We start from the raw sequence: 19306 nt of genomic DNA on the forward strand, positions 1-19306 counted from the left end.
AGAATTTCATCAAGAAATTCTACAAGCAAAGCAAGCTGGGAGTGGACGACGAATTTAAAAGAATTCGGTCCCACTCCCCTTCTAAGTTCTAGTCATTTGTGCAACATAAGCCATGTAGGATTGTGTTGCTTTATTTTTTTACAGCATGAACGATATAATTCATATTCTTTTTGTGTCTTCGCATCGTTTTAAACATAGTGAAGAACATTTTACGGTTAGATGGTTTTAACGCGTTTTTAATGATGGTTAAGGTGCCAAGTAGGCCTTCATCACGCATCATACCTATTGGTGTCATTAACGTCAATGGACCAATTTGCGATTCGATATTTGAGAATCCGGCCTCTTGATAGAGTTGGTACCAGCTTTCAGGCGTTAAAGGTGTCACCTTCATATTAATAGCTTGACTCAATTCATTAATGACCGTTTCAGTATTTTGTCTATTGATAATTGCAATATCATGTGTAAGTATAACACCATTCGGCTTCAATACACGGTAATACTCTTTTAAGACCTTCTCTTTAATTGGGTAAGGTAACATCGTGAGCATTGCTTCATTAAGAATAATATCGAAGCTTTGATCTTCAAAGGGTAATTTCATTGCATTTGCTTGTGTTAAATGAATGAGCGACTCTAAATTGTGTTTCGCCACATTTCGTTTACCGTTTTCTAATGCGGTTTTATTTAAATCGACGCCTTCAATATGGCATTGATAAGTTCGTGCTAATTCAATAGAAGTTGTACACATATTACATGCGACTTCTAAGACGACACGTTTATCACTTGAAAAATGCCCTTTATTAATAAGCCAATTTGTCGCAAGCACACCACCCGGACGTAAACGCTTTTTACCTAATTGAGCTAAAAACGTATGGCCAGCTATTTTAGTCACCATAATCAACACTTCCTGTCTTAACTGAATTTGTTAAAGAGTACATGATTTTCTAGATGTACATGTTCATGGGTTTCACGCTCTAAATTCTCAAGACGGTTATAGACCAATCTCCAAGTTTGACAAGCTTCACTCGGCGGTTGATATTGGTTCGTTAATTCACGCATATCTTCTAATAATTGTCCTGTGTGCGTGTGATCATCAACCAAGCTTTGGATAATATCTGAAGCATGATCCACTTCTTCGCCACGAGAAAGTTTAATTAATGCAGGGAAGTCGTGTTCATCTTCTTGAGCCATATGCTCAAGCATACCATCACGATATTGACGATATAAGTCTTGTAATTGAATTAAAAATGGATGGTTTGGCCCATGGACTTTTGCCACTTTGGTAACATAAGGAGATAAATTCTTAAATTCTTCACGCATTGTCTCGTGATAACGAGATTGTATATATTGTATAAGTGAAGGTGCATCAAGATATTTCACATTGATGTTTCCTTGATCATGTTTAGGAAGTGCATTAATTTCTTCTATTAATGTATCTGCATCTATTTTTTTATTTTTAACTGCTTCATTTATAGTGATGTTACCGCCACAACAAAAGTCGATACCATATTTTCTAAATATATCCGCACTTAATGGCATGTCTGTAACAATGTCTGCAACGATAGATTCATTTTTAATCATTGAAATTCCTCCTTTATTTATTTTCATTATAATCAATAAGAATGATTTTCAATTATAAAAAATTGTATTGTCACCTATTTGTTGGAAAGTTATTGAAAAATTGTGAACAATTAGCGCGGATTTTTGAATCAATTTATTTTCAAAAAAAGAGGAAGCGGACAACGAATTCATAAAGAATGCTGTCTCACTTCCTGATTCTATTCAATGATTATGCTGGGTTACGATGATTTCTAAAGTAAATAACTTGGAGTGTAATTAATACAATTGCAGTTACGATAATGACAACCATGTATGGTGTTGCATCATATTGTCCTTTGAGTCCTACTATTGGAGAGATGATTCCGCCAAGAATGAATTGGAATAGTCCTAGTAAACTAGAAGCATTACCACTTCCACCTGTACGTTCCTCCATTGCCATAGAAAAACCTAGTGGGCCAATAGATGTGACAGGGCATACGTTTAAGAAAAATGCAATTAGTAAAATCCATAACGGACCATGCATTGATAATGTAATAACAATTAACACGACACCTATTACTTGTATTAACGTTAAGTAAATCATGAGTTTGAAACGATTAATATACTCGACTAAAAGTGCCACAATTTGGCTAACTATGATTAAGCCTACACCATTAATTGCTACCATTATACTGAATTGCTGAGGTGTCATATTGTATAGCTTTTGCGTTATGAATGGTGAAGCGGATGAAAAACTAAATAACATCACATACGTTAATCCTTGTAGCAACATTGGAATGATGAATCGTGGTTTCTTTAATAAACTTCCAAAATCTAAAAAGATTTCTTTAAAGTTTAACGATATATGTTCTGATTGATGTGTAGTAGGCATCGTCGTCACGACACCGATAAGCACAAGTAAACTTATAACGGTCAGAATGACAAAGACAATTCTCCATGAACCAAGTGTCAAAGATAGACCGCCTAGTAAAGGCATGATGATTGTAACAATACCATTAACGACCATCAGTGATGCTAGAAATTTAGCTAATAAATCACCTTGATATCTGTCTCCTGCAAAAGCCTTGGCTATAACTATAATGCCGCCTGCAGTAAAACCTTGGACAAATCGAATACATAAAAATAGCATTAAATTTGATGCAAAGATACCACTCAGTGTAGCTAGGAAGAAAACGCATAATATGATAAGACCCATTCTTTTACGGCCAAATGCATCAGATAATGGTCCGAATAAGAATTGACCTAATGCTAAACCTATCATTGCAAATGATAAGGTGAGTTGAATTTCAGATGTTGATGACCTAAATTGATGTTGTGCTTCAGGTAAAGCAGGAAGGTACATATCAATGATCATAGGTCCGAATGCAGTCATTACACCTAAGACAATAAGTAGCAATAGGGGTAATTTTGTATGTGTTGATGGTTGCATAATGTGTCTCCTTAAAAAGTTTGCAAATTACATTATATAGGTTTTTTGTGCATTTGTAATTTACAAAATAAAAAAGGAACGAGTTAGAATTCAATTTATCTTCTATCTCGTCCCTTACAACGGTACGTATATCTTAGAAAACATGCTTTATCTGTCTTCTCAATGTCGTCTACGATAACGTATTTGCAATGTAGATATAGCGTATTATGTTGTATGTGATTTGTTTATGGGTTTATCACTGTGCATTTGTATCACTTGAGTTACCAAGTATACTATTTAATTTCTCTTTAATTTCATCAAATTTTGTATTCACATCATTAAGTAAGTCATTTACTTTACTTTGACTTTCATTATTTTGTTGCGCGTTATTCGCTTCTTTCAATTTATTTACTTGATCTTGATAAAATTTAGTCAATTTAGAATCTTCGCCTGTTTGTTCACTATTTTTTAAACTATTAATATCATCTTGAATTTGTTTGATTCTTGAGTCTGTATCCACTTTGTCTTTAATGTCATTTTTGGCTTCTTCGACTTGTTGTTTAATGCTATCACTTTGATTTTCTACTTCGTTTTTATAGTCTTTAGATACTTGGTTGTCATTTGAAGTAGTATTCGTTTGTTGTTCATTACCACTATTGTGGTTAAATAGCGCTCTCGTCGCAAATATTGCTACGATAATAAGCAATATTGCAATAATAGCTATAAGCCATTTTTTTGATTTTTTATTTTTTTCATTTTCTTCTTCTAATTGTTGCTCACGTCTGAAGTCACGGTCATTATAATATCTGTTTCCATTGTCGTCATAGTCATCATTACGTCGCTCATAACGCGCTTGATGGTCATAGTCATCATGGTAGCGTTGGTCATCATTTTGATATCTAGAATCATCATCACGATAACGTGCATTGCTACGATTGTATGCTTCTTGGCTTTCACGTCGCTCATGACGTGTACGTTCATCGGCACTTTGTCGATTACGCTTGCGATATTGTTCATCATATTTGTAAGAATCTTTATATTTATCTGTTCGTTTCATGCTAGTCACCTCATATTTCAAATAATTTGTTTCAGTAGTCGAGCAATATTTTCAGCAGTATGTGTCATGTTGCGCTTACCATTACTTAATAACGATGGTAATGCTTCTGGTTGTTCAATTAAACTAAATGCGCTATCTATACCATGATTGTAAACATCCTGATACCCTTCGCCAAGACTTCCACAAATAGCTATCACTGGAATATGATGTACTTTTGCTGCTTTTGCTACCCCAATGGGTGTCTTACCAAAGACAGTTTGCGCATCCATTTTACCTTCGCCAGTAATAACAAGGTCTGCGTCTTTCACTCTTCTCGAAAAGTCTGTTTCTTTTAACACAATGTCAATGCCTTTAGAAAGTGACGCATTGAAGAATGCAAGAATACCCGTACCCAACCCTCCGGCGGCACCAGCACCTGGAATGTCTTTAACATTTAGATTTAATTCTTGTTCTATCATATCATGATAGATCGCTAGTGCGGAATCCAACTTTGGTATCATCTTAGCGTCAGCACCTTTTTGTGGACCGTAAACTTCAGTTGCGCCATTAGGTCCTAGTAATGGATTTGTTACGTCACAAGCAACCTCAAATGTAACGTCCTTCAGTCTATGATCTAGATTTGATATGTCTATATATGCTAGCTCAGATAAATAACCACCACCTAATTTTAAAGGTTGATGTTGCGCATCTAGAAATTGCGCACCTAATGCACATAACATACCGCTACCACCATCATTAGTAGCACTTCCACCAATGCCTAAAATAATTTTGCTAACATCGTGATTTAGTGCATCTAATATCATTTCGCCTACACCATAAGTTGATGTAATGAGTGGGTTACGTTCGTCTTTTGATAATAAATCTAATCCTGATGATGCAGCCATTTCAATAATGGCAATTTGATCATCATCCGAGCGGGCATATGACGCTTCAATACTTCTATGTAATGGATCGTGTACAGGAATCGTATAGGTTTTAGCATTAAGCGCTTCTTTTAATGCATCTGTTGTGCCTTCACCACCATCAGCCATTGGGATAATGTCATAGTGAATCGCATCATCAAATACCGCTTTAAAACCATCTTGAATGGCTAAACCAGCTTCTTTAGCTGACATACTCTCTTTAAATGAATCAGTAGCAATGACTATTTTTTTAAGATTCATCTTCGTAAACCTCCTAGTGTTGGTATAGTATAAAATAATATTTAAATGTATAATTGATAAAATAAGAATATAATATAATCGATTATGAGAGGTTGATTGTAATTTAAAATCAAACCTTCTGACATAAAGGAGTTCGACATGCATAGACTTAAACAACATGAATTTTACATCTGGATGATTGGATTAATCCTATTTTACGGATACTTAGGTTTCATTATCCCTTTACATAGTACGGATTGGTTTTGGGGGAGTACCCATGGCATACAGGTCGTTAGTAACGCGTTTGAAAATTTTAATGGACGGTACATTAGCAATATATTAGAATTCGCAAGTGTTCATTCTATAGTAATGCGGACCATGTCATTTGCACTTATTTCAATCTTTATCGTGTTACTGTTATTAAAGTTATTGAATCAAATAGGTAACACAAACATTTTAATTGTCATTATGGTTTTATTATTTATTATACCCAATTCTTTATTTTCACAAAGCTATGGTAACTTTGAATTTTTTTATACGTATGTTTTTGGGTCATGTTTTTCACTATATCTATTAAGTTTTATATTGAAAGGATTACTTAAGGAAGAAGAATATAGCCGAATAGATGCGTTTATCTTTTGGGGAATATGTTTATTAGGACAGTGGTTTGCTGAACCTCTAACGTTTTATAATACTACAATATTATTGGTTGGCATCATTTACTATGCGATACGATACCATAAACTTGACTACAGTTTGGTGCTTGGATGGTTGCTGTCATTATGTGGTGCAATGATCATGTTATTAAATGAAAAATATATTTATATTTATTCAAGTGTTGAGGCGTTAAGAGGGCACTTAGATATGTTAGGGTTGACTCACAAATTTGAATCATCGCTTCTCAAAGATATTCCAAACAATTTGTTTTTTAATAATAATACGATTTTATCTTTAATCGTAATTATCATTATAATATTACTCTTAAGAAGTAGCACATTCTCAACGTGGTCTAAAAAGAAACAATTCAGTTTACAAATAGGCATGTGTGTATTACCTATCTATAAATTCGTTATATATGAACCTTTCAATGTGAAACAACTATCTGAAACACTCACGTTTGAAGTCATTCATATTGTATTGTGCCTGATGTTTATGGTGAGTATTGTCATATCATGCAAGCTCATCGTTCACTCACCATACAATCGATTGTTGGTAAATATGTCGCTGATTTCAATTCCACTAAGTGTATTACCAGTTGTATTAATTACTGAAGTTTCAGTTAGACAGTTTTATTTGGCTTATCTATTTAGTATGATAATACTCATTATTTTAATTTCAGAATTAAGCTTTTTGACTTTGAAACATTATAATATTCTAAAAAGTTGTATAATTATTTTTGCAATTGTAAATATGTTTATTTTCACTGATATACACTTTCGTAGTGAACAGAGACTAGAAGATGTGCACGCACAAATGAGTAATAATCAACGTCACATTAAATTATCACATTTGCCGTATGAAACGTATTTATTTGAAATGACACCAGCAGATGAAGCGGATGTAACTAACTTCAAAGAGTTTCATCACATTTCAGAGAAATATTCATTTAAAATATTGCCGTTTGAAGATTAAAGAGAATGACGACAAAGGAGAATCACGATGAAGTTGACTCAAACCCACTTAGAGATTATTAAATTTATAATTGTGGGGGGTATTAATACCCTTAATTATTATATTGTGTATCTTATATTATTAAAATTATGTCATGTGAATTATATGATCAGTCACATTGTTGGTTTCTTAGTGAGTTTCGTAATATCTTACTATTTGAATTGTTATTTTGTTTATAAAGTAACGCCAACTTTAAAGAAATTTTTAAGCTTTCCTTTAACACAAGTCATTAATATGGGAATGCAAACACTCTTACTATATGTGTTTGTTAAGTGGTTTCAATTTCCGTCTGAAATCGCACCATTTGTTGGATTAATTATCACAATTCCAATTACGTTTATAGTTTCAAAATGGATCTTAAAAGATTAAAAAGAAGCTATTATATTTAACAATTACAACAGTGACAACGACAGACCATAAATTGAATGATTATTATGGGTGTCAACTTAATTAATATTTAGGTTTTACGAAAAATTTAATTCGCTTAAATATATGAAAATTATAGAAATTAAAAAACGTTGTCAATCATCTTTCGATGGTACATACTATTGATATTAAAGCATTTAAGGTGGTAGACAACATGTCTCAAAGTGAAAATCTTAAATTAGCGCAAAGAGGTGCTTATTTAAGTTTAGTAGTTTATATCATTTTATCTGTTTCTAAATATATAACAGGCTTTGTATTTGATTCAGCAGCAGTTAGAGCAGACGCTTTGAATAATATGACAGACATTATTGTATCTATTGCTGTCATTGTTGGATTGAAAATTTCAATTAAGCCAGCAGATAAAAATCATCCTTATGGTCATTTGAAATCTGAAAATATCTCTACACTATTAGTATCATTTATTATTATGTTTGTGGGTATTCAAGTTGTGATTGAAAATGTACCTCGAATATTTACGAATGAACATCATACACCAAATGTCATTACAATTTTTGTGAGTTTAATCAGTGGACTTATTATGATTGGTGTCTTTGCAATCAATCATAGACTGGCTCAGAAGACCAAGAGTAGCTCATTAAATTCCGCGGCAAAAGATAATTTGTCAGATGGTCTTGTTAGTATAGGGACTGCGATTGGTCTAGTATTTACCCAATTCGGATTATCTATCGTCGATGTCATATTAGCGACGGTTTTAGGACTTTTAATTATTTATACAGGTTTTAGTATTTTTAAGGAGTCCATATTTGCACTGAGTGATGGTTTCAATGAGCAAGATCTTGAAGAATACCGTAACGTTGTTTTAGAAGTAGAAGACGTTAAAGACGTGAATAATCTTAAGGGACGTTACCATGGCAGTAGCATCTTTTTAGATGTAACAATTGTTGTTGATGCACATTTATCACTGCAACAGGCACATGACATTTGTGATAAAGTAGAAAATCACTTACATAGTAAAGGCATTTCTTCCGTGTACGTTCATCCCGAACCAGACACGTTAAATCAAATGATTGATTAGAACGAGATTAATGATGATTAAGGGAGCGGGACAGAATTCTTTTAAATTCGTCGTCCACTCCCAGCTTGCTTTGCTTGTAGAATTTCTTGATGAAATTCTCTTTGCTGGGGCCCCGACTCCCAACTTGCTTTGCTTGTAGAATTTCTTAGTGAAATTCTCTTTGTTGGGGCCCCGCCCGCAAGGATGACTAGGTTTGAAAAAGCTTGATCTAAGCGCATTTTCAAATCAGTCAGCTACTGCCAAAATGATAAATTAAGCTGGGACATTTTATTTTGTCCCAGCTTTTTCTTAATATATGTTCATTTATTTATATTGGATGTTACCACCATCCGTTTGATTCACGGAAACTAATCGCAGCTTCAATAGAGCCATAGCGTTCTTTAGCATATGAAATCATGCCTTTAGTTTGAGTTTCAACTGAACCATAACCCCAAGATTGATTGGTTTGTCCTAAACCATGATATTGTCCGTTAGACGCATTAGGATCTCCACCGGATTCAGGTAAGACAATTTTCTCCCATAGTTCTTGCGTTCCTCCAGCTGCGATAAATTGTTTGTATACTGAAGATGAACTTTCATCACTAGAAGTTGTAGTATTACTTGTTGATGCAGTATTTTCTGATGAAGTATCAGTAGTATTTGAAGTTGTAGTTGCTGCTGATGCTACCTTTGAATATTGATTTTGTTGTGAAGGTTGAGTTTGTTGTAACTGTGTATGTTGATTATATTGACATGATTGTTGTTGGTTGTGTGTCATTTCACTTGCGTGCGCTTGACCTGATTGCAATCCTGCGGCACCTAAAGATACCATCGTCATTAACGTAAATATTGATTTCTTCATATTAAATAATCTCCTTTAAAATTGGTTTTTGTAATGTAACTAAAAATACTAAATTTAGGCTAAGGCAATACAATATTATGAATTAACCAAAGTATTCGCAGTAGCTGACTTAAATGCATAGGGACTAAAACGAAACGATGCACAATTTTAGTTAGCTCTTTGAATTAATAGCATTTAATCACGATATCCCAATAAGTCTTGCTGTTGATTACGGTAGATACACTATAGCACCTTAATTGATGACATAGGTTACTACAAAATCAAAAAAACATATCAAAGATGTACTGAAGATAACGAACATGACAAAATGACGTCATTTATGGCATTAAGGGACTGAATCTTAGATATTATGAAATTTGGCGAAATAGTTTTATAATAAATGTAATAGAAAAAGAGTAAGTCACTTGTTGCAAAGCATAGGGAAGTAAATTTTAAATTAGAAGTTAGGCATTGATTGATGACATGCTAAATGAAATCATACAATCGATCTAACGTATAGGAAGGTGTTTTATATGCCAAAATTAATTTTATGTCGTCACGGTCAAAGTGAATGGAATGCTAAAAATTTATTTACAGGTTGGGAAGATGTTCAACTATCTGAACAGGGACGTAATGAAGCCATAACATCTGGGCGTAAATTAAAAGAAAATGGCATTGAAATTGATGTAGCGTTTACTTCATTATTAACGAGAGCATTAGAAACAACTCAGTTTTTATTAGCTGAATCAGATCAAGAATGGATTCCAGTCCATAAGAGTTGGCGTTTAAATGAACGCCATTATGGTAAATTACAAGGACTTAATAAAGATGAAGCACGTAAAGAATTTGGTGAAGAACAAGTGCATCAATGGCGACGCTCATATGATGTTAAACCACCTGCACAAACTGAAGAACAACGTGAATCTTATTTAAAAGATCGTCGTTATAGACATTTAGATCATCGCATGATGCCTTATTCAGAAAGTTTAAAAACGACATTAGAACGAGTGGTACCCATTTGGACAGATAAAATTTCTCAACATCTATTAGATGGAGAAACGGTTTTAGTCGCTGCACATGGTAATTCAATACGTGCGTTAATTAAATATTTGGATAATGTATCTGATGAAGATATTATTGGATATGAAATTAAAACAGGTGCACCGCTAATTTACGAATTAGATGACAATTTAAATGTCATTGATCATTATTATTTATAATTCATAAATTAAAGGAGTAGTACAAGTAATGCTATGCGATAGATTACATGTGCTACTCCTTTTTTAGGAGTTATTTATGGAAGAAATGGATTGTATTAAGCTGATTTACGATTGCGTTTATGTTGTTTGATGACTTTTAATGCACGCTTGCGCGTTTTGATATTAGGACTGTTCAAATTACGACGTGCTGTTTGTAAATCTAGTTTCATATTTGATTCCTCCTTTTTAAAAGCATAAAGGAAAATAGTAAAAATATAAATAGTAATTATTACGATTTATAAAAATAATATTAATATCTTATATGAAAATCAAAAAATGATATTGTATAATAGTCAAATGTATCTATTGAACGCATAAATAGATAGAAGGGGAATAGTATGTCACATAAACAAAAATTAGCAATGATATTTACGATGTTATTAGGTGGATTCTTTGGATTACTTAATGAAACATTACTTACTACAGCATTGCCGAGTATCATGAAAGATTTCAATATTGAATATTCACAAGTTCAATGGTTAACAACAGCATTCTTACTCACTAATGGCGTTGTTATTCCGTTATCTGCATTTATTATACAGCGATACTCTACGAGACAAGTCTTCTTAACTGGAATTGTCATCTTCTTCCTTGGGACGATGCTAGGTGGTTTTAGTCCGAACTTTACGATACTTTTAATTGCTCGAATTATACAAGCTTTAGGCTCAGGTATTATGATGCCATTGATGATGACGACCATTCTAGATATCTTTCAACCGCATGAACGTGGTAAATATATGGGGATGTTTGGACTCGTTATAGGTCTTGCTCCAGCCATTGGACCTACATTATCTGGTTATTTAGTGGAATATTTTAATTGGCGATCACTGTTCCATGTCGTTGCACCGATTTCAGCAATCACATTTCTGATTGCATTAAAAATTATTAAAAATGTAGGAACAACCGTTAGAACACCTATCGATCTCATTTCTATCACATTATCAATACTAGGTTTTGGTGGATTGTTATACGGTGTAAGTTCTATTTCGAGTGATGGATGGGATGATCCGCTTGTCTTAACCACGATTATTGGTGGCTTAATATTAGTAGGTTTGTTTATTTGGCGCCAAGAAAAACTTGATAATCCGTTATTAAGCTTTAAAGTATTTAAGAATAAAGAGTTTGCAGTTGGGTTATCGATAATGGCTGCAACCATGATTTCAATGATTGGTTCTGAAACAGTATTGCCAATGTTTGTACAAAACTTGCTAGGTCGAACACCGATTGACTCAGGACTTATCTTACTTCCAGGTGCCATTGTGATGGCCATCATGTCGATTATTTCAGGATGGTTATATGAAACGTTTGGGGCTAAAGTATTAGCGATTATAGGCATGTTTATTGTACTGGTAACGACATCGTACTTTGTAGTGATGGACGAGCATACGTCAACCATTATGTTAGCAACGATTTATGCGATTCGTATGATTGGTATCGCATTGGGCTTAATGCCAATTATGACACATACAATGAATCAACTAACACCAGAACTTAATGCACATGGTTCGTCAATGACAAATACCATTCAACAAATTGCCGGTTCAATTGGAACAGCAGGCTTGATTACGATATTAAGTACAGCAAGTAAAAACTTTCAACCGACAATGCATGATTATCACGGTATGAATAAAACTGAAACGGCAGGACAAATACAGATTGATGCTATGCTTCATGGTTACCATTCAGGGTTTATGTTTGCTGTAATCATTACGATTATTAGTTTATTGCTTACATTTTTAATTAAAAGCAAGAAAAAAGTAAAGGCTGAAGCGAAGTTGCAAGATCAATAAGTTAATAATGTATTGCACGAAATGATAAGAGATCAAGATGAGCGTGATTTGGAAAATACTTGATATTCCAATGTAGCTTTAGGAATGTAATCCATGTCTTCCCTAAAACATAAACGCTTTATGTCTTGGTCTCTTTTCTTTATCATTAATATCCAAACATTCTGAACACTTAATTAAACATAAAAATAATGTTGACTATTCCTACCTATGAGATTAGAATTAATTTATTCTGACTAATCTAATAGGAATATGGAGGACAAGGTAGATGAAAAGACTTTTATTTGTTGCTTTAGCACTTATCTTTGTGTTAGCTGCTTGTGGAAATGGAGGATCATCAGATAAAAATAGTGATTCTAAATCAAGTAGTAGCAATAGTGATAGTAAAACACTGAAAGTAGGAACTGAAGGTACATATGCACCATTCACTTTCCATAATAAACAAGACAAATTAACTGGTTACGATATTGATGTCATCAAAGCAGTTGCAAAAGAAAAAGGTTACAAACTTAAATTCAATGAAACATCATGGGATTCAATGTTTGCTGGCTTAGACGCTAAACGTTTTGATGTGATTGCTAACCAAGTAGGTGTAAATAAAGAAAGAGAGAATAAATATAAATTCTCTACACCTTACACGTATTCAAGCGCAGTTTTAGTAGTTCGTGAAAATGAAAAAGATATCAAATCATTTGATGATGTTAAAGGTAAGAAAATGGCGCAAACATTTACGTCAAACTATGGTCAATTAGCTAAAGATAAAGGTGCAGATATTACGAAAGTTGATGGCTTTAACCAAGCGATGGACTTATTATTATCTAATCGTGTTGATGGTACATTTAACGATAGCTTATCTTACTTAGACTATAAAAAACAAAAACCAAATGCTAAAATCAAAGCAATCAAAGGTAATGCAGAACAAAGTAAATCAGCATTTGCATTTAATAAAGATGTTGATGAAAAAGTTGTATCTGATTTCAATGATGGCATTAAAACATTAAAAGAAAATGGCGAATTAGCAAAAATTGGTAAGAAATGGTTCGGTGAAAATGTTTCTGAGCCTAAATAGTCAACAACAACATGCATTAGATGCGGCAGGGCAAGCATTTGGACCGATGTTGGAAGGATTATTAAAATATTCTATTCCAATTACCATTGTTACATTTATCTTAGGTTTGATCATTGCTTTATTTACAGCGTTAATGCGTATTTCAACAAGTAAAGTTTTAAAAGGTATTGCACGTGTTTATGTGTCAATTATTCGTGGTACACCGATGATCGTTCAATTATTCATTATCTTTTATGGTATTCCTGAACTAGGGCGTTTATTAACGGGTAACGCTGATGAACAATGGACATTATCATCCGTTGTATCAGCTATCATTGGTTTATCTCTTAATGTTGGTGCGTATGCATCAGAAATTATACGTGGTGGAATTATTTCAATACCTAAAGGTCAAACTGAAGCGGCTTATTCTATAGGGATGAACTATAGACAAACCATTCAAAGAATTATATTGCCACAAGCGATTCGTGTTTCAATTCCGGCTTTAGGTAATACATTCTTAAGTTTAATTAAAGATACATCATTACTTGGCTTTATCTTGGTAGCAGAAATGTTCCGTAAAGCTCAAGAAGTCGCTTCTACAACTTATGAGTATTTCACAATTTATATACTTGTAGCTGTTATGTATTGGGTAGTATGTTTCATCATTTCAGTTATTCAAAGCTTCTATGAATCATATATTGAAAGAGGGTATAACTCATGATTGAATTAAGTGGTATCCATAAATCGTTCAATGATAAAGAAGTCATTAAAGGTATTGATTTAAATGTAGATAAAGGGGAAGTCGTGACACTGATTGGACGATCTGGTTCAGGTAAGACGACATTACTACGTATGATTAATGCTTTAGAAATTCCAACTGAAGGTAACGTAACGGTTAATGGTGAAAGCTACACAGCTAACAATAAAAAGTCTCAAATAAGCGTACGCAAGCAATCGGGTATGGTATTTCAAAGTTATAACCTATTTCCGCATAAATCAGCATTGGAAAATGTTATGGAAGGGTTAGTGACGGTTAAGAAAATGAATAAAGCAGATGCTAAAGAAAGAGCGATGGGGTTACTTGAAAAAGTTGGTTTAACAAGTGTTAAAGATCAACGCCCACATGCGCTATCAGGTGGTCAACAACAACGTGTAGCCATTGCTAGAGCATTAGCAATGAATCCACAAGTAATGCTATTTGATGAGCCAACGTCTGCTTTAGATCCAGAATTAGTGAATGATGTACTTCGTGTAATCAAAGAATTAGCTGATGAAGGAATGACAATGGTCATTGTTACGCATGAAATGCGTTTCGCACGTCAAGTTTCAAATAAAATCGTCTTTATACATGAAGGACGTATAGGTGAACAAGGGGCACCGGAAGACATCTTCGAACATCCCAAAACAGAAGAATTACGTCGTTTCTTAAATGTAATCAATGAAGACTAATAACAAAACACTTCCTAAAGTACTCACATGTGCTTTAGGAAGTGTTTTTTAGTTGAAATGTTTTTTATCGTGCTTATTTACGATTTAAAAGTTGCATAACTCGGTATGCGAAAGGTTTGATAGGTTTGATGAAATCACCAATATATTCATACACATTCGCGTTGAATCCTTTTTTGAATTGTTGTACACCGAAGTCTTCAGCATCTTCGCTAAAATCTCCAGTAATACCATAGAAATTATAACGATCAACGTTATGTTCTTTCGCGAATTTAATCATGTCCCATTGTAATCGATACGCACCCATGTACGCATTATATTTAGGGTTAGAACCGCTGGATAGGTAATAAACTTCATGGTCATTATATAAATATAAAGCAGCGGCTAGATTAAGTATTTCGCCTTCTTGGGCGATTTTATCTTTCGTTTCATTTAATTTACGTTCGTTACTATCAACTTGTTGTTGTATTTGCGTGCGCTTATTTTTATTTTTCTTAGAATTCGGATTTTCTTTCAACACTGCATCAACGTCCGCTAATTGTTGTGTTAATGTATCATGCTTTTCTTGAAGAGTAGATAAATAATCTTTTAAATCGATATAAGCAAGTTTTAGCATAGCATGGTCTTTGTATGTTTTTTGCATTTCATAAAAGTAAGGTTTGTCTCTAAATTTGAAGCCATGTTTTTCTTCGGCCATTTGGAACAATTCGAAGAAAGTATCTGTTTCATCCATAGGAAGTGTTCTTACTTTTACACCCATTTCATACGTTTTTTTAATATTACGACGAGTTTGATAGTCCATTTCTTTAAGCAGTTGATCTTCTGATTTATCTTTTAAATCTAAGATAGATAACCAACGTATTTGACTCATTGTACTGTAACCAACTGACCATCCTTGATGTTTATAACCCAGTTCTTCCAACGTTTTGATTACGGCACGATTATCATAGCTCTCTAAAATTTCTCCGTCTGCGTTACGTAAGTTCTCTAAAATATATGGATCAACTAAGACATATAGGCAATTGTGTTTTTTTAAATAGCGTGTTAATGATTTAAAGAAAAAGTGAACCAATTCAATATTACTGTAGTCCATTACCGGTCCACGATGTGTATAAAAATATTTGAATACTTTTAATGCACGCGCTTCAGTCATTAATGTAGCGGCGATAACGTTGTTACTGTCATCTTTGACACCTACAATGTGTACATCACCCTTTAATTCATTTCTATTTTCAAAGTGAATTCGTGATTGCGTATAATGTGAGAAATGACTGGACGTAAATTTCTCAAATTCCCCCGATGTTAAAGTTACGAATTTCATATTCATCTACTCCTCTGTATTTTTAAGAATTACATTTCATTTTAGCAAATTACATTAAATATTACACATAATAACTAATTAAATTACATCGTACTTTAGTTGTAGATGGAAATTTATATTTAATTTATAATAATAAATATTTTTACAAAACTAAATTTTTATGAACTAGCGCATAATCTAAAACCATTGTATGATAGTATTTGCAACAGAAGTATAAGGTGAGATTTATAGAATTGGGCAATAGGAGTGAATGTATGAAACGTATATTAGTTATGTTAACTTTAGGTATCGTATTGCTAGCAGCATGCGGTAATGATAAATATGTAGATAAAATAGATAAAGCTGTAAAAATGCAAGATCAAAAGCAAGAACAAATGGCTAAGCATGATACAGGCGATATGGTTAAGCACTTTGATAAAAAAGATGCGAATATTTATGTTTATGAAGATGGTAAGTATGTTGTTTTAGCTTATAAGCCATTAAGTAATAATGAGGAAGTTCATTACTACACATATCAATTTGATGGGAAAAAGGGAAAATATTTGGATAACTTCGATACAAAGCAATATATAGAATCACATGATGCTGATTATAAAGAAGAAAACATGAATTAATACAAAATGAAAAGGAGCATCTATGAAGAAAATCATTTCAATTTTAAGCATGTTGATGGTTATCATCGTCATCATGAGTGCATGTACTAACAACAAAGAGAAACAACCACCTAAAACAAAAAACGGGAAGATTTTAATCGTTGAGTATGGAGATTTTAAATGTCCGTACTGTAAAAAAGTTGAAGAGAACGTCATGCCTACAATAAAAAAAGACTATATTGATACGAATAAAGTCGAGTACCAATTTGTAAATGCTGGCTTTCTAGATAAAGACTCTATAGTTGGTTCAAGAGCTGGCAATGCAGTACAAGAGGTTGCGCCTAATAAATACTTAACATTTCAACGTAATGTATTTGCCAACCAAAAAGACGAAAATAAAAAGTGGCTGACTGAAGACTTTTTAGATAGAGAAATTGATAAATTAGATATTACAAGTCAACAGAAAACAGAAATTAAAAAACAATATAAAACTAAAAATAGTAACGCTTGGAAAAAAGCTGACGAACAAAAGAAACTAACAGAAGATAATAAAATTGACACAGTTCCAACTGTTTTTATCAATGGTAAAAAAGTAAAAGATCCATACAAAGTTAAAGAGTGGACGAAATACTTATAATGCTGAAATGAACGTGTCATAAGCATTAACACTAAAATTGATATACGCCCTTCGAAGTAAACATTGAAAAATGAAACTTTGAAGGGCGTTTTTGTCATCCGGGGCCCCAGCAAAAAGAATTTCACCCAGAAATTCAACAAGCAAAGCAAGCTGGGGTGGGGGCACCAGCAAAGAGAATTTCACCCAGAAATTCGACAAGCAAAACAGAATGGGGTGGACCAGCATAGAAAATCATGCTACTAGCGTGAAGTGAAGGTTTAAATTTCAAAAGCATTGAATCTAATAATGATAACCATGTATCGAGAGATTAATATAATAAATCAATTTTAATCGATGTCATTTCTTTAAAACGATGAATAAGAAAATTAAAAAAACTATTGTAATTTTATACAAATGAAGCTATACTTTTAAATCGTAATTATTACTATTTAGGAGGAGCATTATGAAGCGATTTTTAAGTCTTACCGTTTTATTATCTATAATATTATGTGTTTTAGTAGCTTGCGGAAAAGAAGATAGTTCTAATAAGGCGTCAAAGGATGGCGATAAAATCAATGTGTCTACAACCGTTTATCCTTTACAATCTTTTATAGAACAAATAGGTGGTAATCATGTGAATGTATCATCCATTTATCCTGCTGGCTCAGACTTACATGATTATGAACCAACTCAGAAAGACATGTTAAAGGTTAATAAATCTGATTTATTCGTGTATACAGGTGACGATTTAGATCCAGTCGCTAAGAAAGTTGCAGCAACAATTAAAGATGATAAAAAGAAAGTATCATTACAAGATAAATTAGACCGTTCAACATTACTCACAGATCAGCATGAACACGGTGATGAAGAACATGCAGATGCACATGAACATCACCACCATCATCATGGCGGATATGATCCACACGTATGGTTAGATCCTGAGAAAAATAAAATCTTTGCTAAAGAAATTAAAGAACAGTTAGTAGCTAAAGATCCAAAACATAAAAATGAATATGAGAAAAATTATAAAAAATTAGAAAAATCATTAGATGACATTGACAATAAATTAAAAGACATTACTAAAGATAAACAAGGTAATGCTGTATTTATTTCACATGAATCATTAGGTTATCTCGCAGATCGCTATGGCTTTGTTCAAAAGGGAATTCAAAATATGAACGCTGAAGACCCTTCTCAAAAAGCACTTACACAATTAGTTAAAGAGATAAATGATAAAAATGTTAAATACATATTATACGAAGATAATGTTGCCAACAAAGTGACTGAGACAATCAGAAAAGAAACCAACGCCAAGCCATTAAAATTCTATAATATGGAGTCATTAAATAAAGAACAATCTAAAGACACATCAATAAATTATCAAACATTAATGAACAAAAATATTGAAGCTTTAGATAAAGCATTGGATTCCAATATAAAAGTGCAAGATGACAAAGCTGAACATAAGCATGACAAAGCAATTTCAGATGGTTATTTTAAAGATGAGCAAGTTAAAGATCGTGCGCTATCAGATTATGAAGGTGAATGGCAATCAGTTTATCCTTATTTAAAAAATGGTGATTTAGATGATGTTATGAAACATAAATCTGAAGAAGATAGCAGTATGACCGCAAAAGAATATAAAGCATACTATGAAAAAGGTTATAAAACTGATATTTCTAACATTCATATTGAAGGTGACAACATTACTTTTGAAAAAAATGGGAATAAGGTAACTGGAACGTATGAATATGTTGGTAAAAAAATCTTAGATTATAAGAAAGGTAATCGCGGTGTGAGATTTATTTATAAATTGAAAAACAATGATACGCCATCATTACCGAAATATGTTCAGTTTAGTGATCATAATATTGCACCTAAGAAAGCTGAACATTTCCATATTTTTATGGGTGATAACAATGAAACATTACTTAAAGAAATGGATCACTGGCCAACGTACTATCCTGCTTCATTAGATAAGGATGATATCAAAGAAGAAATGTTAGCACATTAAATCATTTAAATGTGAGTCGTTTTACTTGTATTTCTATTTAAGTTGTTTTATTATACTAAGTATAATAATTATACAAACTATCGTACTGGTTTTCAGCTACGTAGT

General features: G+C 33.0%; 19 protein-coding genes. 11 read left to right on the forward strand and 8 right to left on the reverse strand.

Features of this window, described 5'->3' with window-relative positions:
* Positions 1 to 130: 130 nt before the first annotated feature.
* The 5 genes from KA878_RS08040 to KA878_RS08060 all read right to left on the reverse strand — a co-directional run bounded on the left by KA878_RS08040 (position 131) and on the right by KA878_RS08060 (position 5185).
* Entirely contained in the window at positions 131 to 889 is a 759-nt protein-coding gene (locus tag KA878_RS08040; protein WP_247878259.1) for a class I SAM-dependent methyltransferase, read from the reverse strand.
* Between the two features lie 20 nt (positions 890 to 909).
* On the reverse strand, positions 910 to 1578 hold the full coding sequence (gene scdA, locus KA878_RS08045; protein WP_193838998.1) for an iron-sulfur cluster repair di-iron protein ScdA: 669 nt from the start codon (positions 1576 to 1578) through the stop codon (positions 910 to 912).
* A gap of 208 nt (positions 1579 to 1786) precedes the next feature.
* Complete coding sequence (tcaB, locus tag KA878_RS08050) at positions 1787 to 2986, reverse strand: putative multidrug effflux MFS transporter TcaB (RefSeq protein ID WP_075109327.1); 1200 nt, start codon at positions 2984 to 2986, stop codon at positions 1787 to 1789.
* Between the two features lie 235 nt (positions 2987 to 3221).
* Positions 3222 to 4022, reverse strand: a complete 801-nt coding sequence (locus KA878_RS08055; RefSeq protein WP_193838999.1) for a hypothetical protein — start codon at positions 4020 to 4022, stop codon at positions 3222 to 3224.
* A 17-nt stretch (positions 4023 to 4039) separates the two neighbouring features.
* On the reverse strand, positions 4040 to 5185 hold the full coding sequence (locus KA878_RS08060; RefSeq protein WP_193839000.1) for a glycerate kinase: 1146 nt from the start codon (positions 5183 to 5185) through the stop codon (positions 4040 to 4042).
* Positions 5186 to 5323: 138 nt separating this feature from the next.
* Between KA878_RS08060 and KA878_RS08065 the strand changes: the two genes are divergently transcribed.
* The 3 genes from KA878_RS08065 to KA878_RS08075 all read left to right on the forward strand — a co-directional run bounded on the left by KA878_RS08065 (position 5324) and on the right by KA878_RS08075 (position 8297).
* Positions 5324 to 6796 (forward strand): hypothetical protein, encoded by a 1473-nt coding sequence (locus tag KA878_RS08065; protein ID WP_193839001.1) that lies wholly within the window; start codon positions 5324 to 5326, stop codon positions 6794 to 6796.
* A 27-nt stretch (positions 6797 to 6823) separates the two neighbouring features.
* Positions 6824 to 7204, forward strand: coding sequence for a GtrA family protein (locus KA878_RS08070; RefSeq protein WP_053028717.1), 381 nt, complete (start codon positions 6824 to 6826; stop codon positions 7202 to 7204).
* A gap of 211 nt (positions 7205 to 7415) precedes the next feature.
* Positions 7416 to 8297, forward strand: a complete 882-nt coding sequence (locus KA878_RS08075) for a cation diffusion facilitator family transporter (protein ID WP_053028716.1) — start codon at positions 7416 to 7418, stop codon at positions 8295 to 8297.
* A gap of 319 nt (positions 8298 to 8616) precedes the next feature.
* Here the strand turns inward: KA878_RS08075 and KA878_RS08080 are convergent, their stop codons facing one another.
* Positions 8617 to 9138 carry an aggregation-promoting factor C-terminal-like domain-containing protein gene (locus KA878_RS08080; protein WP_193839002.1) on the reverse strand — a complete coding sequence of 174 codons (522 nt, stop codon included), beginning with the start codon at positions 9136 to 9138 and terminating at the stop codon, positions 8617 to 8619.
* Between the two features lie 512 nt (positions 9139 to 9650).
* Here KA878_RS08080 and KA878_RS08085 point away from each other — a divergent pair.
* Positions 9651 to 10337, forward strand: a complete 687-nt coding sequence (locus KA878_RS08085; RefSeq protein ID WP_011274961.1) for a 2,3-diphosphoglycerate-dependent phosphoglycerate mutase — start codon at positions 9651 to 9653, stop codon at positions 10335 to 10337.
* A gap of 95 nt (positions 10338 to 10432) precedes the next feature.
* Here the strand turns inward: KA878_RS08085 and KA878_RS08090 are convergent, their stop codons facing one another.
* Positions 10433 to 10546 carry a putative metal homeostasis protein gene (locus tag KA878_RS08090; RefSeq protein ID WP_142237115.1) on the reverse strand — a complete coding sequence of 38 codons (114 nt, stop codon included), beginning with the start codon at positions 10544 to 10546 and terminating at the stop codon, positions 10433 to 10435.
* Positions 10547 to 10714: 168 nt separating this feature from the next.
* Between KA878_RS08090 and KA878_RS08095 the strand changes: the two genes are divergently transcribed.
* The 4 genes from KA878_RS08095 to KA878_RS08110 all read left to right on the forward strand — a co-directional run bounded on the left by KA878_RS08095 (position 10715) and on the right by KA878_RS08110 (position 14660).
* Complete coding sequence (locus KA878_RS08095; protein ID WP_193839003.1) at positions 10715 to 12166, forward strand: MDR family MFS transporter; 1452 nt, start codon at positions 10715 to 10717, stop codon at positions 12164 to 12166.
* A 265-nt stretch (positions 12167 to 12431) separates the two neighbouring features.
* A complete protein-coding gene (locus tag KA878_RS08100; RefSeq protein ID WP_053028713.1) occupies positions 12432 to 13232 on the forward strand; it encodes a transporter substrate-binding domain-containing protein in 801 nt (266 codons plus the stop codon).
* A complete protein-coding gene (locus KA878_RS08105; RefSeq protein WP_053029051.1) occupies positions 13213 to 13932 on the forward strand; it encodes an amino acid ABC transporter permease in 720 nt (239 codons plus the stop codon). Before KA878_RS08100 ends, KA878_RS08105 begins: the two co-directional genes overlap by 20 nt.
* Positions 13929 to 14660 (forward strand): amino acid ABC transporter ATP-binding protein, encoded by a 732-nt coding sequence (locus tag KA878_RS08110; RefSeq protein WP_193839004.1) that lies wholly within the window; start codon positions 13929 to 13931, stop codon positions 14658 to 14660. Before KA878_RS08105 ends, KA878_RS08110 begins: the two co-directional genes overlap by 4 nt.
* A 73-nt stretch (positions 14661 to 14733) precedes the next feature.
* Here KA878_RS08110 and KA878_RS08115 read toward each other — a convergent pair whose 3' ends face one another.
* Entirely contained in the window at positions 14734 to 15978 is a 1245-nt protein-coding gene (locus KA878_RS08115; RefSeq protein WP_193839005.1) for an aminoacyltransferase, read from the reverse strand.
* 254 nt (positions 15979 to 16232) lie between these two features.
* On the opposite strand from KA878_RS08115, the gene KA878_RS08120 reads away from it, so the two are divergent.
* From KA878_RS08120 to adcA, 3 genes are all read left to right on the forward strand, one after another.
* On the forward strand, positions 16233 to 16592 hold the full coding sequence (locus KA878_RS08120) for a DUF4467 domain-containing protein (RefSeq protein ID WP_053028710.1): 360 nt from the start codon (positions 16233 to 16235) through the stop codon (positions 16590 to 16592).
* Positions 16593 to 16614: 22 nt separating this feature from the next.
* The gene (locus KA878_RS08125; RefSeq protein WP_075108110.1) at positions 16615 to 17208 is read left to right on the forward strand and encodes a DsbA family protein; all 594 of its coding nucleotides are present in this window, start codon (positions 16615 to 16617) and stop codon (positions 17206 to 17208) included.
* Between the two features lie 442 nt (positions 17209 to 17650).
* Complete coding sequence (gene adcA / locus KA878_RS08130) at positions 17651 to 19201, forward strand: zinc ABC transporter substrate-binding lipoprotein AdcA (protein WP_193839006.1); 1551 nt, start codon at positions 17651 to 17653, stop codon at positions 19199 to 19201.
* Positions 19202 to 19306: the final 105 nt, after the last annotated feature.

Origin of the sequence: Staphylococcus sp. GDY8P57P (genome assembly GCF_017892585.1) — a bacterium.
Taxonomy (GTDB): Bacteria; Bacillota; Bacilli; order Staphylococcales; family Staphylococcaceae; genus Staphylococcus; species Staphylococcus borealis.

What these genes read in the sequence shown, in the direction of transcription:
- scdA (WP_193838998.1), bottom strand. Translation starts at nt 1,578, where the DNA reads ATGATTAAAAATGAATCTATCGTTGCAGACATTGTTACAGACATGCCA.
- tcaB (WP_075109327.1), bottom strand. Translation starts at nt 2,986, where the DNA reads ATGCAACCATCAACACATACAAAATTACCCCTATTGCTACTTATTGTC.
- KA878_RS08055 (WP_193838999.1), bottom strand. Translation starts at nt 4,022, where the DNA reads ATGAAACGAACAGATAAATATAAAGATTCTTACAAATATGATGAACAA.
- KA878_RS08060 (WP_193839000.1), bottom strand. Translation starts at nt 5,185, where the DNA reads ATGAATCTTAAAAAAATAGTCATTGCTACTGATTCATTTAAAGAGAGT.
- KA878_RS08065 (WP_193839001.1), top strand. Translation starts at nt 5,324, where the DNA reads ATGCATAGACTTAAACAACATGAATTTTACATCTGGATGATTGGATTA.
- KA878_RS08070 (WP_053028717.1), top strand. Translation starts at nt 6,824, where the DNA reads ATGAAGTTGACTCAAACCCACTTAGAGATTATTAAATTTATAATTGTG.
- KA878_RS08075 (WP_053028716.1), top strand. Translation starts at nt 7,416, where the DNA reads ATGTCTCAAAGTGAAAATCTTAAATTAGCGCAAAGAGGTGCTTATTTA.
- KA878_RS08080 (WP_193839002.1), bottom strand. Translation starts at nt 9,138, where the DNA reads ATGAAGAAATCAATATTTACGTTAATGACGATGGTATCTTTAGGTGCC.
- KA878_RS08085 (WP_011274961.1), top strand. Translation starts at nt 9,651, where the DNA reads ATGCCAAAATTAATTTTATGTCGTCACGGTCAAAGTGAATGGAATGCT.
- KA878_RS08090 (WP_142237115.1), bottom strand. Translation starts at nt 10,546, where the DNA reads ATGAAACTAGATTTACAAACAGCACGTCGTAATTTGAACAGTCCTAAT.
- KA878_RS08095 (WP_193839003.1), top strand. Translation starts at nt 10,715, where the DNA reads ATGTCACATAAACAAAAATTAGCAATGATATTTACGATGTTATTAGGT.
- KA878_RS08100 (WP_053028713.1), top strand. Translation starts at nt 12,432, where the DNA reads ATGAAAAGACTTTTATTTGTTGCTTTAGCACTTATCTTTGTGTTAGCT.
- KA878_RS08105 (WP_053029051.1), top strand. Translation starts at nt 13,213, where the DNA reads ATGTTTCTGAGCCTAAATAGTCAACAACAACATGCATTAGATGCGGCA.
- KA878_RS08110 (WP_193839004.1), top strand. Translation starts at nt 13,929, where the DNA reads ATGATTGAATTAAGTGGTATCCATAAATCGTTCAATGATAAAGAAGTC.
- KA878_RS08115 (WP_193839005.1), bottom strand. Translation starts at nt 15,978, where the DNA reads ATGAAATTCGTAACTTTAACATCGGGGGAATTTGAGAAATTTACGTCC.
- KA878_RS08120 (WP_053028710.1), top strand. Translation starts at nt 16,233, where the DNA reads ATGAAACGTATATTAGTTATGTTAACTTTAGGTATCGTATTGCTAGCA.
- KA878_RS08125 (WP_075108110.1), top strand. Translation starts at nt 16,615, where the DNA reads ATGAAGAAAATCATTTCAATTTTAAGCATGTTGATGGTTATCATCGTC.
- adcA (WP_193839006.1), top strand. Translation starts at nt 17,651, where the DNA reads ATGAAGCGATTTTTAAGTCTTACCGTTTTATTATCTATAATATTATGT.